Source organism: Vibrio sp. SCSIO 43132 (genome assembly GCF_019904195.1).
GTDB classification, from domain to species: domain Bacteria; phylum Pseudomonadota; class Gammaproteobacteria; order Enterobacterales; family Vibrionaceae; genus Vibrio; species Vibrio nigripulchritudo.
The window spans coordinates 35,493-58,528 of the sequence record NZ_CP063199.1 but is presented as its reverse complement, the minus strand read 5'-3'; the positions used below and the strand labels follow the sequence as shown (position 1 = coordinate 58,528).

Genomic DNA, 23,036 nt, shown 5'->3' with positions numbered 1-23,036 from the left:
CCTTTTCCTCTTAGCCATTCCAGGGCGATAGGCTGCGCTTGTCGCCCTTATTTATGAGTGGCTTTGTGAAAGAGGCTTGGAAACATCCATTCAGGGAGACACACATGCACAGCAAAGTCGGCGTTGGTTTAAGAACACCTCATCTGGATTTTTTTACCACCGAAGCCACAGGGCTAAGCTGGTTGGAAATCCATAGCGAAAACTACTTTCTACCCAACTCTTTGCAGCGCAAGCAGCTTAATCAGATCGCCGAGAATTACGACATCAGTTGCCACGGTATCGGATTGTCGTTGGGGTCTGTGGGTGGTGTCAATCACGAGCATCTCGTTCGTCTTAAGCGGTTAATCGACGACATCAACCCTATTCTGATTTCGGATCACCTGAGCTGGAGTGAAAACGGCGGGCATTACTACAATGATTTATTGCCACTGCCCTATACCGAAGAAGCGCTGGATGTTTTCTGCCAAAACGTAATACAGGTTCAGGATCATTTGAAAAGACCCATGCTGATTGAAAACCCAAGCAGCTATGTGAAGTTTTCTCACTCAACAATTGATGAGTGGGTGTTTCTCGCGGAAGTTCAGAAAAGAACGGATTGTCGCCTGTTGCTTGATTTCAATAACATCCACGTCAGTGCATTCAATCATGGTTTCAGTACTGATGAGTATCTGGCGGGGATAGATGCAGACACGGTGGATGAGATTCATTTGGCAGGCTTCACCATTAAACAGCTCGACAAAGGTGAAATCTGGATCGATACCCATAGCCGCCCGGTAAGCGATGAAGTGTGGTCGCTATTTTCCAACTGGGTTGCTCAACACGGTGACAGGCATACCCTGATTGAATGGGATCTGGAAATTCCTGAGCCACAAGTTTTGCTGCAGGAAGCAAGTAAAGCCAGCCATTACCTGCTTCAGGCGCAAGGAGACAACCATGTCACTGCCTCTCGCTAAATTGCAGTCTCAGTTTGCCCAAGCGCTGCACTACAAAGCCACAGGGGAGTCGTGCGAAGTGGTCTCGGATGTATTTACCGCTGATGAGCGCATGCAGATCTACCGCAATAACTTCGTCATGAGCCTTTGTGAAGTGCTGGAAGTGACCTATCCGAAAGTGTTGGCATTGGTTGGAGAAGAGTGTTTCCACCAGATGGCTCGACAGCACGTTTTAACGCAGCCACTCACAGAAGGGGATGTATCCGGTTATGGTGAGGGGTTTGGCGACACTATCCGCCAGTTTGATCAGGTGATAGCTGCTGTGCCTTATCTATCCGATATGGCAGATCTGGAATGGAAAATAGACACCAGTGAATACAGGTTGTCTTCCACTCAAGAGACCAATTATTTCCCAATGGAAGCTTTGGCAGAGGTAACAGAAACACAACAACCTGCATTGGTGTTTCATCTCGCGCCTCAGGTACAAAACATTCAGAGTGCCTTTGCCATTTTTTCGTTATGGGAAGCCTTGGAAAAAGAAGAGTTTGAAGGCTTAGAACTTAACGTACCAGAGCAGGGAGTTGTCTGGTTAGACATAAACCGTCAGCTCCATCTGGACCCAGTAGCCCAAGAAGTATGGGCTCTGATTAACGCCTGTTCGATGGGGTTAGCACTAGCAGAAATTGAACCGGAATTATTAGGACATCTGAACACATTGATGGCTTCAGGTTATATCGATGGGTTTAGCTTAAAAGAACAACAATTAGAGGAAGAGTTATGAGTTCAGCAGTCAGAAATATCATCGACGCCTACGACGGTATCGTAGAAAAGCTCCAGGCAGGGTTTATCCCTTTACTGCTTTTATTCTGCCGACTTTGGGTCGCCTGGGTATTTTTCAATTCAGGGCTAACCAAAATTGCCTCTTGGGACAGTACTCTTTATCTGTTCGAGTTTGAGTATGTGGTTCCTTTACTTCCCTGGGAGTTGGCTGCGTATACAGGTACTGCCGCAGAGTTGATTCTACCTGTCTTTCTCGCATTAGGGTTGTTTACCCGCCCTATGGCAGCAGCTTTGTTCATGTTTAACATCATTGCCGTGGTTTCGTATCCCCTGCTTTGGGAAAAAGGCTTCTACGACCACCAGCTATGGGGCTTGATGATTCTGTTGAATGTGGTTTGGGGTGCTGGTGTGATCTCGGCAGACTATATCCTGAAGAAGAAATTTACCGACTGAATCTCCCTTTAGTAAAGTAGCAACCTGTAAGCTACCTACCAATTTGCCCCAGTTTTTGGGGCATTTTTTTGTTTGTATGTTTTATAAACCTGATTAAAGATTCTATTAATATCAATATTAGTAATGTATTCGAATTGCTCAGATGTTTATCAGTCATGCACCAAGGCTCGGTGCAAAAGCAATATGAGCAAATATCCTTAATTAGTTAGAAAGGGATTTAGCCAATCACTCCCCCTCAAAACGGTGATTGGCGTCGGCAGCAGACTACGGCTGCCTTTTTTTTCTAAAAGTTTCGATTACCTGAATTTGTCACCAATAAATTAAGAAATGAAATTAATATTCATCTCTTAATTATCTTTTCCTGTGACTAATTAAATTAAAAGCCAGCACTTTGGCTGGCTTTTAATTCGAACAATTCATTTATTTCTTAGCAAGAAATTCTTTTAATTCTTCTGCGGATATTCCCTGTTGAGCTAATTCAGCGGCGAGCTGCTGAACGCTTTCGCTTTTACGCGATTCTATGACTTGCTGAAATTGATAAACAATATCTCTTAGCATGTGAAGGGGTACTTGTTTAGCCGCACTGCGAATACGTTCTTCGCTTTGGTTACCAAGTTCATTTAGCAGCTTCCCAAACATTACTTTTTCTGGAGACTCTTCTAACTGCTCAAGAATACGAGCCATCTCATAAGTTGTCATCGACATTGATTATGTATCTTCCAAATAGGTAGAACGGAATAATTATATAAGAGGAGCTAAATATACACCCCTTTTGCTGCTGGGAAAACAATCAATTTCAATTATTCGTCATTTATTTGTATAGAAATTAATTCACTGCTTCTGTATGCCAGTTTTTTCCTTTGCGGCTAAATAATATTAGCAGTGCCGGTGCTAAAAGCCACATATGCAAAGCAATTAATACCTCAGATTCAAGTGGTAAGCGCTGCATGATACCGACCATTAAGCCAGAGCCACTCATCTGCATCAATCCAAGTAACGCTGCGGCAGTACCCGCTTTGTCACCAAATGGTGCCAACGCTTTACCAGCTCCTGCCCCCATCAGACAAGCAAAGCCAATAGAAGACATAAAGATAGGTAGCATAAACCCAATTGGAGTCTGCCATGACTTCATGACCAACATCACAAGGCCACCGATTAGAAGCATGGATACGCCAAATACCAATGTACCGTGTGTACCCCATTCATCCATCAGCTTTGGTGCCGCCATACAAAAGACAATATTGAAGACGGCGTTAATACCAAACCAGAAAGTAAATGCATTCATGGAAATACCCATATTTTCCATTAATACCACGGGGGCAGACGTGACATACGCCAATATCACTGCCATAGCAAACATGCACAGTGACGAATGGAAAATGAAGCTTTGGTGTTTAAGTACGCTGAGGTAACGAGAAGGTCTGAATAGTGGCTCTTCAGAACGGGCTGGATTGGTTTCCTTGAAGTTGACCAGTAGGCAAAGCCCGACAATTACTGCAAAGCCAGCCATAAAACTAAAGTTACTTCGCCACCCAAACTGCTGCGTCAGCCAGCTTCCAAGAATAGGAGCCAAAGCAGGGATAAAGCAGATAGCACCATTAAGGTAGCTGATCATACGTCCGCTTTTCTTGGGTCCAAACATATCGCGAACTGTTGCAAAAGCCGCTACCGATGTCGCACACGCACCTAAGCCTTGTAGCAGCCGAGCCATCAGCATCCATTCAATAGACTGAGCGACCCACGCCAAATAAGCGCTCAAGCCATAGATCGCGATGCCTCCTAATGCAACAGCTCGACGTCCGTATCTGTCGGCGATAGGTCCAGCAAATAACTGCCCGACTCCCATAGCAAACAAGAACCAGGTAATGGTGTCTTTAGCCAGCCCATTATCCACCTGAAATGCCTGTGCCATGGTTGGCAACGCTGGAAGGTAGATATCTATAGCCAAGGGGCTGAATAGCACCAGCATAATCAGCATGGTGAACTGGAGCCTGGACACTTTTTCTGGATTTATCGTCGACATAATTACCGTCACTTTTGTTTTCTGAGGTGGCAGTTTATTATTGAAGCAATATGAATAGAAATGGTCTATTTTCATCTCAGATATTCCGATGGGGAATTTCTTATGAACATTGAACAATTGGGTCGAATCGACCTTAACCTACTGGTTTGCCTTAACGTATTGCTCGAAGAAAGAAACGTCACGCGTACTGCGTCTCGGCTGTGCCTGACTCAGTCTGCAGTCAGTAAGTCTTTAGCTAAGCTGCGAACCCAATTTGATGATCCTCTCTTTTATCGCAGTGCCCATGGATTGAATCCCACGCCAAGAGCCTTGTTCCTAAAGCCCAAACTGGAAGCGTTGATCTACCATCTGGAATCCATAACGCAACCTGAAACTTTCGACCCTAAGACATCAAAACGTAGATTTCATATAGCCTTAGTTGAAAGTGTGTACCCACTTATCTTACCTCACTTTCTTCCCAGTATGTTTCAGCAGTCACCCGGTATAAAAATCACGACTCATCCATGGAAAGACGATACGTTCAAGTTACTACAGTCCGGTGATATTGATTTTGGTATTACAGGCAAGGATATCGATATTAACGATGCAGCGTTGACGCTCCTTCCGCCATCAGACATCGACACTCAGGAAATTTATCGGGATCAGCAGGTATGTCTGGTGCGAAAGTATCACCCCGTTTTAAGCAGACACTGGGATTTGGACGCGTATCTGGCTGAAAGGCATGTACAGGTACGTTGCGACGGCAACGATCGCTGGCTGTTGGATTACAAACTGGCGGATATCGGGTTAGAGCGTGATATTGCTTTGTACGTCCCGGATTTCAACAGCGCAGCCAGTTTGTGTACTTACACCGATTTTGTCTTTACAGCCCCGATGCATTTCGCGCAGTACATTTCCAGCTATCTGGATCTGGTGGTACTTCCTTTACCAACGGAGTTACCTCCTATGGCTTACACCCTGTTCTGGCATAAAGACAGAAGTGAAGACGCGGCATTAAGTTGGTTTCATCAGATTATTAAATCCAACACGCTTCATTTGAACAGCAAGGATTCAGGCTCAAAGAGTGATTAGGAAAGACTATATTGTGAGACGCCTGAAACTCCTCAATTTTGGTAGCACTTCTTACCGCAGAATACATTGCTTGTCGGATCAAAAAGCGATAGTTTGTACGCAATTTCGTCATTAAAACGAATATAAGAACAGGTAAAAGGATTCCTACGGATGGATGTCATGATTAAAGAAAGAGTAGAAGCCCTGCGTAAGTGGTTGGCAGAAAGCAACGTTGACGCACTGATCATTCCTCATGAAGATGAGTTTTTAGGGGAATACGTGCCTGCTCATCACGAGCGTTTACTTTGGGCGACTGGGTTCACAGGCTCAGCAGGTGCTGCAGTTATTACTGCCGACAAAGCTGCAATTTTTGTTGATGGTCGTTATACCGTTCAGGTCACCAAGCAAGCGCCTGCAGAAGTGTTCGAATACCGCCACCTGATTCAAGAGCCTGCTTTAGACTGGGCAATTGAAAACCTGCCAAGCGGAGCGAAACTCGCTGTTGATCCTAAAATGCATTCTCACACATGGCTGCAAAAAGCGCAGGATAAGCTCGAAGATCAGCTTGAACTGGTATTGGTTAGTCATAACCCTGTTGATGCGCTTTGGGATGATCGCCCGGAGCCAACGGTAACAGACGCTCGCTTGATGGGCATCGACCTTGTTGGACAAAGCAGTCAAAGTAAACGCACTGAAATCGCAGAACTTGTCAAAGAGAGCAAAACAGACGCAGCGTTACTGACCCAGTTGGATTCCATCTGCTGGCTACTGAACATTCGCGGGTTAGACGTATCTTGCCTTCCTGTTCTTCTTTCGCATGCCATTATTCACTCTAATGAACAAGTAGAGTTCTTCATCGATCCAGCTCGACTGCCTGAAGCATTTTCTGAGCACGTCGGTAGTGGTGTTACCGTCTATTCTCCACAAGAGCTTGAAGCGCGACTACAGGCTCTTTCGGGCAAAAATGTATTGGTTGACCCAGCAACAAGCAATGCTTGGTTCACTCTCACTCTTCAAAATTCAGGCGCAGAAGTCATCAACGGTGATGACCCATGCTTGCTACCTAAAGCGGCAAAGAATGACGCTGAAATTCAAGGTATGCGTGCCTGCCACCTGCGCGACGGCGCTGCTATGGTGAACTTCTTGTCCTGGTTGGACGGTGAAGTAGAAGCCGAACATTTCCACGATGAAGCAGTGCTGGCTGATAAGCTTCACGAGTTCAGAAAAGTAGACCCTACTCTTGCGGATTTAAGCTTTGATACTATTTCTGCATCAGCAGGTAATGGCGCGATGTGTCATTACAATCATTTAAATCAGCCAGAACCTGGCAAGCTTGAGCCTAACTCGCTTTACCTTGTCGATTCAGGCGGTCAGTATTCAGATGGCACAACAGACATCACTCGTACCGTTGCCATTGGAAAACCAACAGATGAAATGATTCAGCAGTTTACTTTAGTTCTGAAAGGTCACATTGCACTTGCAAATGCAGTGTTCCCTCACGGTACGACTGGTCATCAGCTGGATATTCTGGCTCGCCAATTCTTATGGTCCAATGGTTATAACTTTGACCACGGTACTGGTCACGGTGTCGGACATTTCTTAAGTGTTCATGAAGGTCCGCAAAGAATTGCTCCTGCAGTTAACACTGTTGCCTTGCTAAAAGGCATGGTGCTTTCTAATGAGCCGGGTTACTACCGCGCTGACGAGTTTGGTATTCGTATTGAGAACTTAGAGCTGGTTGTCGATGTAGAAACACAAGGCGACTCCAACATGCTAGGGTTTGAATCTTTAACCCGTTGTCCTATCGATAAGCGAAACATCGACGTTAATCTGCTGACTCGTCCTGAGCTTCAATGGCTGAATGATTACCACCAAAAAGTTTGGGATGAAATTAGCCCGCTAGTTTCCGGTAATGCTTTAGAGTGGTTGAAAGACGCAACGTCACCACTGTCCTACCCTAATTAATCTGGCTTCACTAAAGATAAAAATGCCGCTTTAAAAAGCGGCATTTTTGTTTCTTCATAGTGTGTTTCACGTGAAACACTCACTGGTCTAAACCAGTAACTCTATCCCGAATAAGCATGATGCCAATCCTTCCAAACAGGTTCAAACCCGCGATTTTTCACAGCTTGCGCCACCTGCGCAGCAGAACGCTCATCACTGATCGCGAATTGCTCTAGTTCTACGTCGTCGTTCGCATACCCACCCGGTTGAGTTTTAGAGGCGGCTGACAGACTGGTCACGCCCAAGGGTAAAACATTATCTCTAAATGACTCAGATTCACGTGTGGAAAGCGACAGTTCAACTTCAGGGTTAAGCATTCGATAAGCACAAATCAGTTGCACTAACTGTTTGTCAGACATAACCGATTTGGGCTGAAGAGCGCCTTCGCAAGGTCGAAGCCTTGGGAAAGAAATGGAGTAACGCGTTTTCCAATAAGTCCTTTCCATGTAACTTAAGTGAGCCGCAACATAAAAGCAGTCTGTGCGCCACTCTTCCAAACCGATTAGCGCACCCAGCCCAATCTTGTCTATACCAGCAGATGCAAGTCGATCTGGCGTGTTGAGTCGGTAATTGAAATCTGTTTTGTTTCCTCTCAGGTGGTGCTGACCATAGGTAGAAGGATGATAAGTTTCCTGATAGACCATCACCGCATCTAAGCCTAACGTTTTTAGCTCTGCGTAGCATTCCTGGTCAAGGGGCTGCACTTCCATGGCAAGATAGCTAAACCGCTTTTTAATCTCTGGTACCACTTCGCGGAAATACTTCATTCCCACTTTTGTTTCATGTTCACCAGTCACCAGAAGAACAGAGTCAAAATTCATTTTCTTGATCGCGTCAATTTCCAAATGAATATCTTCAACGTCAAGGGTTCTTCTCTTGATGCGGTTTTCCATCGTAAAGCCGCAATAGGTACAAGAGTTCGCGCAAAGGTTGGATAGATAAAGGGGGATATAAAAGCCAATCGTATTACCAAAGCGTTTCCGCGTCAGGGCGTAAGATTGCTGCGCCATTAACTCTAAATACGGCTCCGCCGCAGGAGAAATCAGTGCCTTAAAATCTTCTAGATCTCGCTTGGGTTTGGCTATCGCCCGCTTTACATCTTCAGCCGTTTTACTGTAGATGGACATGCGGATTTCGTCCCAATTCATCTGTTCAAACTGATCTGAAAAGTTCATGTTCTACCCCAGAAACGATGTCAGAGGGCTTGAGGCTACCGCGTGATTCACCTGCCCCGCCAGACCGGATTCATAGGCTAAACGACCACTTTCTACAGCCAACTTAAACGCTTTTGCCATTTGCACTGGATCCGCCGCTGCTGCGATTCCGGTATTAACTAGCACGGCATCGGCACCTAGCTCCATGGCTTCTGCCGCATGAGAAGGGGCACCAATCCCCGCGTCGACAACCACTGGAACATTAGCCTGATCAATGATGATTTCCAGAAAGTCGCGTGAGGCAATCCCCTTATTGGAACCGATTGGAGCACCAAGCGGCATGACGGCGGCACAACCTACTTCTTCAAGATGCTTACACAAAACAGGATCGGCGTGGCAATAAGGCAGAACGATAAACCCTTGCTCAACCAGTTTTTCAGCTGCTTTTAACGTTTCAATCGGGTCAGGCATCAGGTATTTCGGATCGGGGTGTATCTCGAGTTTCAACCAATTTGTCTCTAATGCCTCGCGAGCAAGCTGAGCTGCGAAGATGGCTTCCTTGGCATTTTTGGCACCGGAGGTATTAGGTAACAATCCGATGTTTTGCTCAATCAACGGCGAAAGAATGTCATCGTCTTTTGCGTCCAAGTCGACGCGCTTAAGTGCCATTGTTGCAAGCTGAGAACCCGATGCAATGATTGCCTCACTCATAACGCGACTGTTTGAAAACTTACCCGTTCCCGTAAACAACCGAGATTCGAAGGTCTTGTTTGCGATAGTTAACATCATTAACCTCCTGCTATTGCTTTAAAAACGACGACGTCATCACCTGCACTTAGGAAGGTTTGATCCCACGTTGTTTTTGGCTGAACTTCTTGGTTGATTGCCGCAGCAATCCCTTTAAGTTCAATGTTTTTGCTTTCCAGCAACTTGGTCAGTGTCGTGCTTGAATCAGCCTCTTCCGACTCACCATTAAATATAATTGTAAAAGTACTCATTATTCTTCCTGAGTATCTGAGTTTGTATTGCAAACAGGGCAAGCCGGGTCTTTGGCGACTTTGAGCTGATGAAACTGCATTGACAGTCCATCAAACAAAGTGAGTCTGCTTTCCACAGCTTTTCCTGTTGTAATAATTCTTATGGCAGTAAGCGCTTGATGAGTACCAATGATTCCCACAACCGGTCCAACAACACCGGCATCAGAGCAGCGCATGTCGGGTTGTGATTCATTGATAGGATATAGACAGTGGTAACAGGGCTGTGAATCCTGATACAAAAACGTAGAAAGTTGACCATCCCACCCGATTGCGGCTCCGGAGATAAGCGGTGTTTTTGATTTCATGCAAGCCAGATTAACTGCTTGCCTGGTTTCAAAGTTATCGCTGCAATCCAGAACTAAGTCAGCCATCATACATTCCAGTTCGAGTTGGCTTCCCTCGAGCCGCTTGTTTATGGTTCTGACTTTAGTTGATGCGTTGAGACGCGCGATGGCTTTCTTCGTCGCTTCTACTTTTGTTAGACCTACTTCGTTTTCCGTGTACAGAATCTGTCTTGGAAGATTGCTAATTTCTACCGTGTCTCCGTCGGCGACAACAAGGTTGCCGACACCGGAGCAGGCTAAATGCTGTATTGCAGAACAACCAAGCCCGCCACATCCAATGACCAGCAATCGCGCTTTTTTCAGCTTACTTTGCCCACTATCACCAATCTCAGGAAGAGCGATCTGTCTTTGATAACGGAGAAATTCTGAATCAGAAATCGAAGCCACTCTTTTACCTACTACTCATCAAAGTGTGAAACTGTTCGATCACTTCTTTTGGATCGTCGCTCAGCGTAATCGCTCTAACTACAGCTAAACTCGAAACGCCACACTTCCATACGGAAGGAGCACGTTCCAGATCAATTCCACCTATTGCTACTGTTGGAAAAGCCCCTACAAGCTTTTGGTATAGTTCGAGTCGAACCAGTCCTTGGGGTCTCGAAGGCATGACCTTAGTCGTCGTTGGGAAGATATGCCCGAGTGCAATGTAGCTCGGATTGACCTGCTTGATTCGCAAGATTTCGTAATAGCCATGAGTAGACAACCCAATACGTAGCCCTGCATCAGCGATGTCATCAAGCTCTGCTACTTCCAAATCTTCCTGACCAAGATGCACGCCGTAAGCACCATGCTTGATGGCTAGCTGCCAGTAATCATTGATATATACCTGAGCATCATACTGTTGCCCTAGCTCTATCGCCTGTTTCACCTTTGACTCAAGGTCTGGGTCTTGCGAATCCTTAATTCTTAGCTGGACGGTTTTTAAACCCAGCTCAAGCAACCTTGCAACCAACTCTACCGTATCGACTACTGGGTATAGTTTTAGTCTTTCGGAATCTGTAGACGGGAACTGAATATCACTCTCGATATTCCAACCTACATCAATATTCAAAAGGCTATCGGATAACACCGGGACAGGAAAAGCCTCGAGATTCAAAGGCCATGTTTCACGTGAAACATCCTCACGGACTGCCGCTCGAGCAATAACTAATGCGTCCTCAATAGGAAAATCAATGACCAAAGCCGTCAGTAGCCAAGCAACATATGACTCTTGTTCTTGCTCATTGAGTGGCGAACCTTCAAAAGCAATCGCTCGGTTTGTACCTTCATGAGCCCATAAGTCGACCAACTGAAAATCATGGTAGACATCCAGCAGCAGCAAATTAGCCTGCTTAGACAGATCAGAAATCGCCAAAGGTGAAGCCTGACCAGAAGCAAAGCGACAAACAAAATCGGCGTCGCTTTCTCCTTCACCAAGAAACAGTGTTGTCGTCCTGTCATCAACATGGCACTGAACAAGTGGAGTTGGGCTAATGCCCAACTCGATATCGGAAATATCAAATCCCTGTTCTTTCGCTAGCAATAAGCGCGACTGCACCAAACCCGTAAGATGTACTTTATCTTGCGGAAGAAGTAGCTGTGGCATTATTCCTCCAAAACGCTTTGCTTAGCGGGATGGTAAAGTTCCGATCCTGATGCCTTAAATTCCTCAGACTTCTGGCGCATGCCCTCAAGTGGGTCATCTAGCATTTTGATCTCAATTGCCTGATCGAGCGCAACCTGTTTGGTGTCTTTTGCGTATTCACGGACTTCCTGAGAAATCTTCATAGAACAGAACTTAGGTCCACACATAGAACAGAAGTGCGCTACTTTTCCAGACTCTTGAGGGAGAGTTTCATCGTGGTAAGTACGTGCTGTATCCGGGTCTAGAGCCAAGTTGAACTGGTCTTCCCAGCGGAATTCAAAGCGAGCCTTAGAGAGTGCGTTATCACGAATCTGCGCACCAGGGTGACCTTTCGCCAAATCAGCGGCATGAGCTGCAAGCTTATAAGTGATAAGACCGGTTTTAACGTCTTCCTTGTTTGGCAGACCTAAGTGCTCTTTAGGCGTCACATAACACAACATGGCACAGCCGTACCAACCGATCATGGCGGCACCGATACCTGAAGTGATGTGGTCGTAGCCAGGTGCAATATCAGTTGTTAGTGGCCCAAGTGTATAGAATGGCGCTTCATGACAGTGCTTAAGCTGCTCGTCCATGTTCTCTTTGATCATGTGCATTGGGATATGACCCGGACCTTCAATGATCACCTGCACATCGTATTCCCAAGCAACCTTAGTCAGCTCACCCAACGTTCTTAGCTCAGAAAACTGAGCTTCATCGTTTGCATCGGCAATGGAGCCAGGACGAAGACCATCACCCAGTGAAAGCGCTACGTCGTACTTGGCACAAATTTCACAGATTTCACGGAAATGCGTGTACAGGAAACTTTCCTGGTGATGAGCCAAACACCACTTAGCGATGATTGAGCCGCCACGAGAAACAATACCTGTGACTCGCTTAGCCGTCATCGGAACATAACGAAGCAACAATCCAGCGTGAATGGTGAAGTAATCAACCCCCTGCTCCGCCTGCTCGATAAGGGTGTCTCTCATCACTTCCCAGTTGAGGTTTTCTGCGATACCGTTCACTTTCTCAAGCGCCTGATACATTGGAACCGTACCAATCGGAACCGGGCTGTTACGCATGATCCATTCACGTGTTTCGTGAATGTTTCGACCGGTTGAAAGGTCCATAACCGTATCGCCACCCCAACGAGTTGCCCAAACCAGCTTTTCTACTTCTTCTTCAATTGAAGAGGTGACCGCAGAGTTACCAATGTTGGCATTTACTTTAACCAGGAAGTTTCGACCAATGATCATTGGTTCTGATTCAGGGTGGTTAATGTTGGAAGGAATGATGGCACGACCTTCTGCCACTTCTTTACGAACAAACTCTGGGGTGATTTCTTTCGGTAAGTTCGCTCCAAAGCTTTCACCTGGATGCTCGATATTCAGTTGCTCATCCGCAAACTTACGACGCTGCATGTTTTCACGAATGGCGATGTATTCCATCTCTGGAGTGATGATGCCTTGGCGCGCATAGTGTAGCTGTGTAACACACTGTCCCTCTTTTGCACGGCGAATTTTTGGAAGGTTTCCGTAACGAAGATCGTCAAGTGTATCGTCTTCAAGGCGCTCTTTAGTGTAGACCGAGCTTACATCCGCAAGGATTTCTGTATCGGCACGCTCTTCAATCCACTTCTCTCGCAGTTTTGGTAAACCGCTGTACAAGTCGATGTCGTAATTTGGATCTGTGTAAACACCGGAGGTGTCATAAACGCGAATTGGGTCATTTGGCTCGAATATAGGGTCTTTCTTAGTACCACCAACCAGGCTATCAGCCAGGCTGATTTCACGCATTGGGACCTGAATGTCACTACGTGAACCTTCTACGTAAACTTTATGAGAGTTTGGATAGGGTTGGGTCGACAGATTATCAATAAACTGTTTGGCTTCCAGTCTCGCTTGCTTGCGATTCGACATAGCATTTTTCCTTGCATCATTATTTTTGAGGGCATAACCCTAGGAAGAAAATGCTTGACGGATTGTTGTGACAAGAGGGCAGTGAGCAGATAAAACAAGTTCGTGCTCAACTGTAAATCAGATAGATCTCGATTGTATTCGAGTGATGGTATCTTCTCTTGTTCCCTTCGCAGGTATTAGCCTGATCAGGTTCAACGGATCCCGCTACGCGGTCTCAGCTCTTTATTTAACACGCTACGTGTTGCGAGCACTCCGACAAGTGAAGCCAGTATAAGGGAAAGGCTATGTCAAAACCAAGACTAAAGGTAAAAAAGACTAACTTTTAATCAACAATTGAAAACCGATCCAGGCAGCAGAGATACTGAGAATAACATTTAACAAAACATTCAGACCCATCTTAAAAAAAGCGCCCTGCTGCATCAGTAAAACATTATCCATAGAGAAAGTTGAGAAGGTGGTCAGCGCCCCCAAGAAACCTAACCCGATAATCTGTCTCCAGGGCTCTGTGGCAAGACTTCCATTCTCAAACGAGGCAATGAGCATTCCCATCGCTAAAGAGCCCACAACGTTCACTGTGAGCGTTCCATAGGGAAACCCTCGCCCAAATAAACTTGCACATAACTCCGACACCAAAAATCGTGAGCAGGCACCAAATGCACCACCTAGTGCAATAAAGCCAAGAACGGATAATTGTCCCATCTTTCCCTATCCTTCATTTGAATATTGCGATTATTCTATCTCTATATGCATAAAAAATTGTTTTTATTTTCGGATACATTGAGACACAAAGAGTGTGAGATATTAAAAGTTACAGGAGTCACTTTTGGTGACTTGGAACAAGTTTTTATGGTGTAGAAACGAAAAAGCCCTGATCGGCTGATCAGGGCTTGGGAATTGAACCTGGCGATGTCCTACTCTCACATGGGGAAACCCCACACTACCATCGGCGCTATTGCGTTTCACTTCTGAGTTCGGCATGGAAATCAGGTGGGTCCACAATGCTATGGTCGCCAAGAAAATTCTTTTTTGTTTCAGACTGACTCACAATCTGTAAACAATAATTAATGGTGCTAGTACCCAGATTTGAACTGGGGACCTCACCCTTACCAAGGGTGCGCTCTACCAACTGAGCTATACCAGCACATTCAATTCTTTTATGCGATGGATTAAAAAAGCCCGTTCTTGCAAACGGGCTTCTTTTAAATTTGAAGCCTGGCGATGTCCTACTCTCACATGGGGAAGCCCCACACTACCATCGGCGCTATTGCGTTTCACTTCTGAGTTCGGCATGGAATCAGGTGGGTCCACAACGCTATGGTCGCCAAGCAAATTCTTTAATCTGGAAAGCTGTTTTTTTAAGTTCTAGTTCTTACACATTCAATGTTCTTATCTGAGCCCACAAAACCCCTTGGGTGTTGTATGGTTAAGCCTCACGGGCAATTAGTACAGGTTAGCTCAACGCCTCACAACGCTTACACACCCTGCCTATCAACGTTCTGGTCTCGAACAACCCTTTAGGATACTTAAAGTATCAGGGAAGACTCATCTCAGGGCTCGCTTCCCGCTTAGATGCTTTCAGCGGTTATCGATTCCGAACTTAGCTACCGGGCAATGCCATTGGCATGACAACCCGAACACCAGAGGTTCGTCCACTCCGGTCCTCTCGTACTAGGAGCAGCCCCCTTCAATCTTCCAACGCCCACGGCAGATAGGGACCGAACTGTCTCACGACGTTCTAAACCCAGCTCGCGTACCACTTTAAATGGCGAACAGCCATACCCTTGGGACCGACTTCAGCCCCAGGATGTGATGAGCCGACATCGAGGTGCCAAACACCGCCGTCGATATGAACTCTTGGGCGGTATCAGCCTGTTATCCCCGGAGTACCTTTTATCCGTTGAGCGATGGCCCTTCCATTCAGAACCACCGGATCACTATGACCTGCTTTCGCACCTGCTCGAATTGTCATTCTCGCAGTCAAGCGGGCTTATGCCATTGCACTAACCACACGATGTCCAACCGTGTTTAGCCCACCTTCGTGCTCCTCCGTTACTCTTTGGGAGGAGACCGCCCCAGTCAAACTACCCACCAGGCACTGTCCTCACTCCCGATAAGGGAGCCAAGTTAGAACATCAAAGCTACAAGGGTGGTATTTCAAGGACGGCTCCACGCAATCTGGCGACTGCGTTTCAAAGCCTCCCACCTATCCTACACATGTAGGTTCAATGTTCAGTGCCAAGCTGTAGTAAAGGTTCACGGGGTCTTTCCGTCTAGCCGCGGGTACACTGCATCTTCACAGCGATTTCAATTTCACTGAGTCTCGGGTGGAGACAGCGTGGCCATCATTACGCCATTCGTGCAGGTCGGAACTTACCCGACAAGGAATTTCGCTACCTTAGGACCGTTATAGTTACGGCCGCCGTTTACCGGGGCTTCGATCAAGAGCTTCGTCCGAAGACTAACCCCATCAATTAACCTTCCGGCACCGGGCAGGCGTCACACCGTATACGTCATCTTACGATTTTGCACAGTGCTGTGTTTTTAATAAACAGTTGCAGCCACCTGGTATCTGCGACTCTCGTCAGCTCCATCCGCAAGGGACTTCACCGATAAGAGCGTACCTTCTCCCGAAGTTACGGTACCATTTTGCCTAGTTCCTTCACCCGAGTTCTCTCAAGCGCCTTGGTATTCTCTACCCGACCACCTGTGTCGGTTTGGGGTACGATTCCTTACAATCTGAAGCTTAGAGGCTTTTCCTGGAAGCATGGCATCAATGACTTCATCACCGTAGTGACTCGACATCGTGTCTCAGCCTTAAAGAGAGCCGGATTTACCTAACTCTCAAGCCTACGCACTTGAACCTGGACAACCGTCGCCAGGCCCACCTAGCCTTCTCCGTCCCCCCATCGCAATTGTAAGAAGTACGGGAATATTAACCCGTTTCCCATCGACTACGCTTTTCAGCCTCGCCTTAGGGGTCGACTTACCCTGCCCCGATTAACGTTGGACAGGAACCCTTGGTCTTCCGGCGAGGGAGTTTTTCACTCCCTTTATCGTTACTCATGTCAGCATTCGCACTTCTGATACCTCCAGCAGCCCTTACAGACCACCTTCAACGGCTTACAGAACGCTCCCCTACCCCGCATACAAAGTATGCAGCCGCAGCTTCGGTGTATTGCTTAGCCCCGTTACATCTTCCGCGCAGGCCGACTCGACCAGTGAGCTATTACGCTTTCTTTAAATGATGGCTGCTTCTAAGCCAACATCCTGGCTGTCTGAGCCTTCCCACATCGTTTCCCACTTAGCAATACTTTGGGACCTTAGCTGGCGGTCTGGGTTGTTTCCCTCTCCACGACGGACGTTAGCACCCGCCGTGTGTCTCCCGGATAGTACTTACTGGTATTCGGAGTTTGCAAAGGGTTGGTAAGTCGGGATGACCCCCTAGCCTTAACAGTGCTCTACCCCCAGTAGTATTCGTCCGAGGCGCTACCTAAATAGCTTTCGGGGAGAACCAGCTATCTCCAGGTTTGATTGGCCTTTCACCCCTAGCCACAAGTCATCCGCTAATTTTTCAACATTAGTCGGTTCGGTCCTCCAGTTGATGTTACTCAACCTTCAACCTGCCCATGGCTAGATCACCTGGTTTCGGGTCTATATCCAGAGACTGAGCGCCCAGTTAAGACTCGGTTTCCCTACGGCTCCCCTAGATGGTTAACCTTGCCACTGAATATAAGTCGCTGACCCATTATACAAAAGGTACGCAGTCACCCCGAAGGGCTCCTACTGCTTGTACGTACACGGTTTCAGGTTCTATTTCACTCCCCTCACAGGGGTTCTTTTCGCCTTTCCCTCACGGTACTGGTTCACTATCGGTCAGTCAGTAGTATTTAGCCTTGGAGGATGGTCCCCCCATATTCAGACAGGATATCACGTGTCCCGCCTTACTCGATTTCACTTTAAATCCGCTGTCGGTTACGGGGCTATCACCCTGTATCGCGCTCCTTTCCAGAAGCTTCACCTGACGCATAAAAAGCTTAAGGGCTAATCCAATTTCGCTCGCCGCTACTTTCGGAATCTCGGTTGATTTCTCTTCCTTCGGGTACTTAGATGTTTCAGTTCCCCGAGTTCGCTTCACTGAGCTATGTATTCACTCAGCAATACTTACTTATGTAAGTGGGTTTCCCCATTCGGAAATCCCAGACTCAAATGACTCTTACTGTCTTATCTGGGCTTATCGCAAGTTAGTACGTCCTTCATCGCCTCTGACTGCCAAGGCATCCACCGTGTACGCTTAGTCACTTAACCATACAACCCCAAGAGGTTTCTGTATGTTCAAACAACCAAGGTTTGTGTCTCTCATTATTGAATGAGCGAGAGACATTCGATTTTGCCGGACTCAAATATAAACATCACAAGGATGTTTCCAAGAACACTTGAATGTGTGTTGGTACCTAATTCATAGAATTAGGATTTGAGAACTTTTAATTGAATAACAACGCTTATCCGTAGATAAGGGGATTGTTGTTATTCGTCAGCTTTCCAAATTGTTAAAGAGCGAATCACTTCCTAAGAAGCACATTTTCTAAAGACTTTCAGCTACGCTGCATAGGCGTCAAAAATTCCAACCACATACGTTTTAATGAAGTGGTTTGGAAAGATTATCCAAAAATACTTAGAGAATGGTGGGCGATACCGGGCTCGAACCAGTGACCCCCTGCTTGTAAGGCAGGTGCTCTCCCAACTGAGCTAATCGCCCACATATATTTTGATTTCCTGTGGCAGGAAATGGTGGGTCGTGCAGGATTCGAACCTGCGACCAATTGATTAAAAGTCAACTGCTCTACCAACTGAGCTAACGACCCAATGGTATCCCGTAGGGGAGTCGAACCCCTGTTACCGCCGTGAAAGGGCGGTGTCCTAGGCCTCTAGACGAACGGGACACTAGTTGTGAGTGTTTGGGAACACTCTGCTCTCTTACGTTATAAACCGTACCAATCTGTGTGAACACTCATCGCAATAATCATCGTATAAGGAGGTGATCCAGCCCCAGGTTCCCCTAGGGCTACCTTGTTACGACTTCACCCCAGTCATGAACCACAAAGTGGCAAGCGTCCTCCCGAAGGTTAAACTACCTGCTTCTTTTGCAGCCCACTCCCATGGTGTGACGGGCGGTGTGTACAAGGCCCGGGAACGTATTCACCGTGGCATTCTGATCCACGATTACTAGCGATTCCGACTTCATGGAGTCGAGTTGCAGACTCCAATCCGGACTACGACGCACTTTTTGGGATTCGCTCACTCTCGCAAGTTGGCCGCCCTCTGTATGCGCCATTGTAGCACGTGTGTAGCCCTACTCGTAAGGGCCATGATGACTTGACGTCGTCCCCACCTTCCTCCGGTTTATCACCGGCAGTCTCCCTGGAGTTCCCACCCGAAGTGCTGGCAAACAAGGATAAGGGTTGCGCTCGTTGCGGGACTTAACCCAACATTTCACAACACGAGCTGACGACAGCCATGCAGCACCTGTCTCATAGTTCCCGAAGGCACCAAAGCATCTCTGCTAAGTTCTATGGATGTCAAGAGTAGGTAAGGTTCTTCGCGTTGCATCGAATTAAACCACATGCTCCACCGCTTGTGCGGGCCCCCGTCAATTCATTTGAGTTTTAATCTTGCGACCGTACTCCCCAGGCGGTCTACTTAACGCGTTAGCTCCGAAAGCCACGGCTCAAGGCCACAACCTCCAAGTAGACATCGTTTACGGCGTGGACTACCAGGGTATCTAATCCTGTTTGCTCCCCACGCTTTCGCATCTGAGTGTCAGTATCTGTCCAGGGGGCCGCCTTCGCCACCGGTATTCCTTCAGATCTCTACGCATTTCACCGCTACACCTGAAATTCTACCCCCCTCTACAGTACTCTAGCCTGCCAGTTTCAAATGCAGTTCCGAGGTTGAGCCCCGGGCTTTCACATCTGACTTAACAAACCACCTGCATGCGCTTTACGCCCAGTAATTCCGATTAACGCTCGCACCCTCCGTATTACCGCGGCTGCTGGCACGGAGTTAGCCGGTGCTTCTTCTGCAGCTAACGTCAAAATGCGCATCTATTAAATACACACCCTTCCTCACTGCTGAAAGTGCTTTACAACCCGAAGGCCTTCTTCACACACGCGGCATGGCTGCATCAGGCTTGCGCCCATTGTGCAATATTCCCCACTGCTGCCTCCCGTAGGAGTCTGGACCGTGTCTCAGTTCCAGTGTGGCTGATCATCCTCTCAGACCAGCTAGGGATCGTCGCCTTGGTGAGCCTTTACCTCACCAACTAGCTAATCCCACCTGGGCATATCCTGACGCGAGAGGCCCGAAGGTCCCCCTCTTTGAGCCGAAGCTGTTATGCGGTATTAGCCATCGTTTCCAATGGTTATCCCCCACATCAGGGCAATTTCCCAGGCATTACTCACCCGTCCGCCGCTCGACGCCGTTGTCGTTCCCCGAAGGGTCAGACAACTCGTTTCCGCTCGACTTGCATGTGTTAGGCCTGCCGCCAGCGTTCAATCTGAGCCATGATCAAACTCTTCAATTTAAGATTTTGGTCGGCTCAATGAATACTGATTACATTACATAGTAATGTTGAATTGACTGTGCCGGTATTGCTACCGATTGGTCACTCAGTTCATTGAAACCTAATTTGAAACCGAAGTTTCTCATTGGATTATCATCAACGAGTGCCCACACAGATTGATAGGTCTATATTGTTAAAGAACATTGATTTGAGCTCTGCTCAAATCGGACGGCTATTTTAGCGAGATAAACATTTGTGTCAAACACTTTTTTTCAGTTTATTTCGTTTGCTTTTCAGCGTTCTAATCTAACCTCTGACTCGCTTGGTTTCTTTAGAAGCCATCCCGTGTCAGCGAGGGTGCATTATAGAGATCGGCATCACTTTGACAACCCTTTTTTCCTATTTTTTTCGCCTTTTTCGTTGTTCGGGCAAAAAGCATTCAAAAAAGGAGATTTATGACGGTTATTTACTCAAATTCTTCACGGAATCTACGAAAAGAGACACCTTTTCCCAGTTTGTGTATTCCACTTCTTTTGTCGTATCGGTCTCTCCACCTGTCATCTTCATAATAAAACGTATCATTACACGGTCGAACCAACGATAACGGGGATAATAGAGTGCTCCGGCAAACACGCCAATCAAGGAAGGTTTCCACGGAGACTTCGTCAGGAACTTTCTAATATAGGCACTTCCTTCCGGAGTGTCTTTTCCTTCGGCTTCTTTTCGAGCCGTCAGATTGACACAAAAGAAAGCTGCGTTTGCCTGATTGAGAGCCTCAAGATGACGATCAATAAACTGATAAAGCTTTTTATTAAGATGCCCGTATCGGATAGAAGCGCCAATGACCACTTTGTCGTAGCCAGATAAATCCACCGTTTCGATTTGATGGAGATCCATCATGGTGCAATCGACCGAACCCAGCTTCTCTTCTATATAGTGTAGAATTTTGATGGTTTGCCCTTCGCGGCTTGAATGCAACAGCAGTACTTTTTCCATCGAATGCCCTTTATCGCTCTTTTGAAGTTAGCTACGCCAAAAAGTTGGTGTCAGCAAAATTAGGAGAGTAAATATTTCTAATCGCCCGAACAGCATAGAAACCACAAGTACCCACTTTGCCGTGTCGTTGATGTCGCCAAAGTGTAATGCCACATCACCCAAACCAGGACCAAGGTTGTTAAGTGTAGCGGCAACAGCAGAGAAAGCACTCAGCTCATCCATGCCTGTAGCAATAAGTGCCAGCATACAAACTACAAAGACCAGCGCGTAGGCTGAGAAGAAACCCCACACCGCATCCACAACCCGTTGAGATAGTGCGGTTCCACCCACTTTGATGGTGTACACCGCTCTTGGGTGAACTAAGCGTTTTAATTCACGCGCACCTTGCAACGTCAGCAAGAGAATGCGGATAACCTTCATTCCTCCCCCGGTTGACCCTGCGCATCCTCCTATAAAAGAGGAGAACAGAAGTAATACTGGTAAGAACAAAGGCCACTCGGAGAAACCCGTAGTGGTAAAGCCTGCTGTGGTCGAAATAGAGACGGTTTGGAAGAGTGCCTGATCAAAGGCATCAAACACCGAATTATAACTGTGGTGTTTGAGCAAAAGTAAGAAGCAGATTAAGAAGAGTATGCCCTGTATAAAGAAGAAGGCACGAAACTCAGGGTCTTTCCAATAGTATTTCGGATGCACGCCACCAGACGCAAATGCCGCAAAGTGAAGCGAATAGTTACACGCCGAAATCAGTAGAAACACCACGGTGATCATATTAATGGCGGTACTATCGAAATAGCCGATACTGGCATCGTGTGTTGAAAACCCACCAATCGCGATAGTTGAAAAGCTGTGGCTGATTGCATCGAACAAGCTCATTCCCGCCAGCCAGAATGCGGCGGCACAGGCAATGGTCAAACTTAAATAGATGTACCAGAGGGCTTTGGCCGTTTCGGCAATGCGCGGAGTCATCTTACTGTCTTTGACTGGACCAGGAATCTCCGCACGATAAAGCTGCATACCACCGATCCCCAGTACTGGAAGAATCGCGACGGCTAATACGATGATCCCCATTCCACCAAACCATTGAAGAAGCTGTCGGTAAAAGAGTATCGCTTTGGGTAAATCATCTAACCCCACCAGCACTGTTGCTCCCGTGGTGGTTAGAGCAGAAAAGGATTCGAAAAAGGCGTCGGTTACCGAGATGTCCGGAGTGTCGGAGATGAGAAAAGGCAGCGCACCCGCACTGCCGATTACCGTCCAGAATAGCACCACAATAAGAAAGCCATCTCGGGCTTTGAGTTCGTGTCTGTGATGACGATTAGGGAACCAGAAAAATCCACCCGCGATCAGCAGAACGAAAAAGGTGGTCACAAAAGGCACACCTGCACCATCTCGATAGATGAGTGCGACAAAGGCGGGCGCCAGCATGGATACGCTAAACAACGCGAGTAACAAGCCGACGATACGGATAATTGAACGAAATTGCATTCTTGCTTCAGAAGCAGAGCTTCTTTGATTCCTAATCTAGGGTCTGTTGACCTAATGTTCTATTGGTGTGACAGATGCTTTAGCGCCACTTTTATTTATAACAGCCTGGGTAAACCGTTCCACTTGGCTCACTTCAATTTCAACGATGACCTCAATGGACTCACCGTATTGCGCATCAACCTGAACCGCTTGATAGGCTTCCATTAAAGCCTGAGCTATGGGCATAAACGAATAGTCTAACCTTAGCTTAAGATTTGTGGTTATTTTTTTCTCTATTGTTTGAAGCAGCTTAAGGGCTTGCTGCACACCGCCACCGTATGCTTTCACTAAGCCACCGGTTCCCAGCTTAATCCCGCCGGAATAACGCGTTACCACCGCACTGATTTCGCCAACACCAGAACCCGATAACTGAGCCAGAATTGGTTTCCCTGCCGTTCCTGACGGTTCACCATCATCACTGAACCCGTATTTCATGGAGTCTTCTGGTCGACCAGCGACAAAACCCCAGCAGTTGTGACGTGCAGAAGCGTGTTCTGTTTTAACTGAATCAATGAACGCTTTGGCATGTTCGATGGAAGGGGTATGCGCCAGATGAGTAATGAAAATACTCTTTTTGATCTCTTCTTCGAATATCGCAGGTTCGGCTGGTATTAAAAATGGGAGCAAATTCATGGCACATAGGTCCGCTTTCAAG

Annotated in this window: 17 protein-coding genes, 4 tRNA genes, 4 rRNA genes and 1 riboswitch; of the genes, 5 read left to right on the top strand and 20 right to left on the bottom strand. The window is 46.9% G+C overall.

Translation table 11 applies throughout. From position 1 onward, the window contains the following. The first annotated feature begins 104 nt into the window (after positions 1-104). From INR79_RS00290 to INR79_RS00280, 3 genes are read left to right on the top strand one after another with little or no spacing between them, the layout of a single operon-like run. Complete coding sequence (locus tag INR79_RS00290) at positions 105-953, top strand: DUF692 domain-containing protein (protein WP_223095497.1); 849 nt, start codon at positions 105-107, stop codon at positions 951-953. After that, the gene (locus INR79_RS00285; RefSeq protein ID WP_262415365.1) at positions 934-1,713 is read left to right on the top strand and encodes a DNA-binding domain-containing protein; all 780 of its coding nucleotides are present in this window, start codon (positions 934-936) and stop codon (positions 1,711-1,713) included. The genes INR79_RS00290 and INR79_RS00285 overlap by 20 nt, the downstream gene beginning before the upstream one ends. After that, positions 1,710-2,165: a DoxX family protein gene (locus tag INR79_RS00280; protein WP_223095496.1), complete on the top strand. Its 456-nt coding sequence runs from the start codon at positions 1,710-1,712 to the stop codon at positions 2,163-2,165. Before INR79_RS00285 ends, INR79_RS00280 begins: the two co-directional genes overlap by 4 nt. A gap of 420 nt (positions 2,166-2,585) precedes the next feature. Here INR79_RS00280 and INR79_RS00275 read toward each other — a convergent pair whose 3' ends face one another. Together INR79_RS00275 and INR79_RS00270 are read right to left on the bottom strand one after the other, a co-directional pair. After that, on the bottom strand, positions 2,586-2,870 hold the full coding sequence (locus tag INR79_RS00275) for a hypothetical protein (RefSeq protein ID WP_004407702.1): 285 nt from the start codon (positions 2,868-2,870) through the stop codon (positions 2,586-2,588). Between the two features lie 121 nt (positions 2,871-2,991). Continuing rightward, entirely contained in the window at positions 2,992-4,188 is a 1,197-nt protein-coding gene (locus INR79_RS00270) for a multidrug effflux MFS transporter (RefSeq protein ID WP_223095495.1), read from the bottom strand. Between the two features lie 102 nt (positions 4,189-4,290). Here INR79_RS00270 and INR79_RS00265 point away from each other — a divergent pair, with 102 nt between their 5' ends. Both INR79_RS00265 and INR79_RS00260 read left to right on the top strand, forming a co-directional pair. Further along, positions 4,291-5,259 carry a LysR family transcriptional regulator gene (locus tag INR79_RS00265; protein WP_022552131.1) on the top strand — a complete coding sequence of 323 codons (969 nt, stop codon included), beginning with the start codon at positions 4,291-4,293 and terminating at the stop codon, positions 5,257-5,259. Positions 5,260-5,409: 150 nt separating this feature from the next. After that, positions 5,410-7,203, top strand: coding sequence for an aminopeptidase P family protein (locus INR79_RS00260; RefSeq protein ID WP_223095493.1), 1,794 nt, complete (start codon positions 5,410-5,412; stop codon positions 7,201-7,203). Between the two features lie 101 nt (positions 7,204-7,304). Here INR79_RS00260 and thiH read toward each other — a convergent pair whose 3' ends face one another. From thiH to INR79_RS00170, 18 genes are all read right to left on the bottom strand, one after another. Next, positions 7,305-8,417, bottom strand: coding sequence for a 2-iminoacetate synthase ThiH (thiH, locus tag INR79_RS00255; RefSeq protein WP_004407689.1), 1,113 nt, complete (start codon positions 8,415-8,417; stop codon positions 7,305-7,307). A gap of 3 nt (positions 8,418-8,420) precedes the next feature. Beyond that, positions 8,421-9,182, bottom strand: coding sequence for a thiazole synthase (locus tag INR79_RS00250; RefSeq protein WP_223096926.1), 762 nt, complete (start codon positions 9,180-9,182; stop codon positions 8,421-8,423). A 2-nt stretch (positions 9,183-9,184) separates the two neighbouring features. Beyond that, complete coding sequence (gene thiS / locus INR79_RS00245; RefSeq protein ID WP_223095491.1) at positions 9,185-9,394, bottom strand: sulfur carrier protein ThiS; 210 nt, start codon at positions 9,392-9,394, stop codon at positions 9,185-9,187. Next, complete coding sequence (locus INR79_RS00240; protein ID WP_223095489.1) at positions 9,394-10,164, bottom strand: HesA/MoeB/ThiF family protein; 771 nt, start codon at positions 10,162-10,164, stop codon at positions 9,394-9,396. The genes thiS and INR79_RS00240 overlap by 1 nt, the downstream gene beginning before the upstream one ends. Before the next feature lie 4 nt (positions 10,165-10,168). Next, the gene (locus INR79_RS00235; protein WP_223096924.1) at positions 10,169-11,365 is read right to left on the bottom strand and encodes a thiamine phosphate synthase; all 1,197 of its coding nucleotides are present in this window, start codon (positions 11,363-11,365) and stop codon (positions 10,169-10,171) included. Beyond that, entirely contained in the window at positions 11,362-13,302 is a 1,941-nt protein-coding gene (gene thiC / locus INR79_RS00230) for a phosphomethylpyrimidine synthase ThiC (RefSeq protein WP_022590274.1), read from the bottom strand. The genes INR79_RS00235 and thiC overlap by 4 nt, the downstream gene beginning before the upstream one ends. Positions 13,303-13,447: 145 nt before the next feature. Next, positions 13,448-13,567, bottom strand: a riboswitch (TPP riboswitch). A 50-nt stretch (positions 13,568-13,617) separates the two neighbouring features. Continuing rightward, positions 13,618-14,001 (bottom strand): fluoride efflux transporter CrcB, encoded by a 384-nt coding sequence (gene crcB / locus INR79_RS00225; protein WP_004407667.1) that lies wholly within the window; start codon positions 13,999-14,001, stop codon positions 13,618-13,620. A gap of 199 nt (positions 14,002-14,200) precedes the next feature. Further along, a 5S ribosomal RNA gene (gene rrf, locus INR79_RS00220) occupies positions 14,201-14,317 on the bottom strand. A gap of 50 nt (positions 14,318-14,367) precedes the next feature. After that, positions 14,368-14,443 (bottom strand) — tRNA-Thr (locus INR79_RS00215). Positions 14,444-14,512: 69 nt separating this feature from the next. After that, positions 14,513-14,628, bottom strand: a 5S ribosomal RNA gene (gene rrf, locus INR79_RS00210). A 93-nt stretch (positions 14,629-14,721) separates the two neighbouring features. Continuing rightward, positions 14,722-17,607: ribosomal RNA gene (locus INR79_RS00205) — 23S ribosomal RNA — on the bottom strand. A gap of 375 nt (positions 17,608-17,982) precedes the next feature. Then, positions 17,983-18,058: transfer RNA gene (locus tag INR79_RS00200), tRNA-Val, on the bottom strand. Positions 18,059-18,088: 30 nt separating this feature from the next. Then, positions 18,089-18,164 (bottom strand) — tRNA-Lys (locus INR79_RS00195). Between the two features lie 2 nt (positions 18,165-18,166). Next, positions 18,167-18,242 (bottom strand) — tRNA-Glu (locus tag INR79_RS00190). An 88-nt stretch (positions 18,243-18,330) separates the two neighbouring features. Next, positions 18,331-19,882 (bottom strand): 16S ribosomal RNA (locus INR79_RS00185). The 16S, 23S and 5S rRNA genes sit together here with 4 tRNA genes alongside, the layout of an rRNA operon. 441 nt (positions 19,883-20,323) lie before the next feature. Further along, on the bottom strand, positions 20,324-20,857 hold the full coding sequence (gene hemG / locus INR79_RS00180) for a menaquinone-dependent protoporphyrinogen IX dehydrogenase (RefSeq protein WP_004400169.1): 534 nt from the start codon (positions 20,855-20,857) through the stop codon (positions 20,324-20,326). Positions 20,858-20,884: 27 nt separating this feature from the next. Beyond that, on the bottom strand, positions 20,885-22,342 hold the full coding sequence (locus tag INR79_RS00175; protein ID WP_004400170.1) for a TrkH family potassium uptake protein: 1,458 nt from the start codon (positions 22,340-22,342) through the stop codon (positions 20,885-20,887). 51 nt (positions 22,343-22,393) lie between these two features. Then, positions 22,394-23,014, bottom strand: coding sequence for a YigZ family protein (locus tag INR79_RS00170; protein WP_223095487.1), 621 nt, complete (start codon positions 23,012-23,014; stop codon positions 22,394-22,396). Positions 23,015-23,036: the final 22 nt, after the last annotated feature.

What these genes read in the sequence shown, in the direction of transcription:
- crcB (WP_004407667.1), bottom strand. Translation starts at nt 14,001, where the DNA reads ATGGGACAATTATCCGTTCTTGGCTTTATTGCACTAGGTGGTGCATTT.
- INR79_RS00175 (WP_004400170.1), bottom strand. Translation starts at nt 22,342, where the DNA reads ATGCAATTTCGTTCAATTATCCGTATCGTCGGCTTGTTACTCGCGTTG.
- INR79_RS00170 (WP_223095487.1), bottom strand. Translation starts at nt 23,014, where the DNA reads ATGAATTTGCTCCCATTTTTAATACCAGCCGAACCTGCGATATTCGAA.
- thiS (WP_223095491.1), bottom strand. Translation starts at nt 9,394, where the DNA reads ATGAGTACTTTTACAATTATATTTAATGGTGAGTCGGAAGAGGCTGAT.
- thiC (WP_022590274.1), bottom strand. Translation starts at nt 13,302, where the DNA reads ATGTCGAATCGCAAGCAAGCGAGACTGGAAGCCAAACAGTTTATTGAT.
- hemG (WP_004400169.1), bottom strand. Translation starts at nt 20,857, where the DNA reads ATGGAAAAAGTACTGCTGTTGCATTCAAGCCGCGAAGGGCAAACCATC.
- INR79_RS00250 (WP_223096926.1), bottom strand. Translation starts at nt 9,182, where the DNA reads ATGTTAACTATCGCAAACAAGACCTTCGAATCTCGGTTGTTTACGGGA.
- INR79_RS00270 (WP_223095495.1), bottom strand. Translation starts at nt 4,188, where the DNA reads ATGTCGACGATAAATCCAGAAAAAGTGTCCAGGCTCCAGTTCACCATG.
- INR79_RS00275 (WP_004407702.1), bottom strand. Translation starts at nt 2,870, where the DNA reads ATGTCGATGACAACTTATGAGATGGCTCGTATTCTTGAGCAGTTAGAA.
- INR79_RS00265 (WP_022552131.1), top strand. Translation starts at nt 4,291, where the DNA reads ATGAACATTGAACAATTGGGTCGAATCGACCTTAACCTACTGGTTTGC.
- thiH (WP_004407689.1), bottom strand. Translation starts at nt 8,417, where the DNA reads ATGAACTTTTCAGATCAGTTTGAACAGATGAATTGGGACGAAATCCGC.
- INR79_RS00290 (WP_223095497.1), top strand. Translation starts at nt 105, where the DNA reads ATGCACAGCAAAGTCGGCGTTGGTTTAAGAACACCTCATCTGGATTTT.
- INR79_RS00285 (WP_262415365.1), top strand. Translation starts at nt 934, where the DNA reads ATGTCACTGCCTCTCGCTAAATTGCAGTCTCAGTTTGCCCAAGCGCTG.
- INR79_RS00280 (WP_223095496.1), top strand. Translation starts at nt 1,710, where the DNA reads ATGAGTTCAGCAGTCAGAAATATCATCGACGCCTACGACGGTATCGTA.
- INR79_RS00260 (WP_223095493.1), top strand. Translation starts at nt 5,410, where the DNA reads ATGGATGTCATGATTAAAGAAAGAGTAGAAGCCCTGCGTAAGTGGTTG.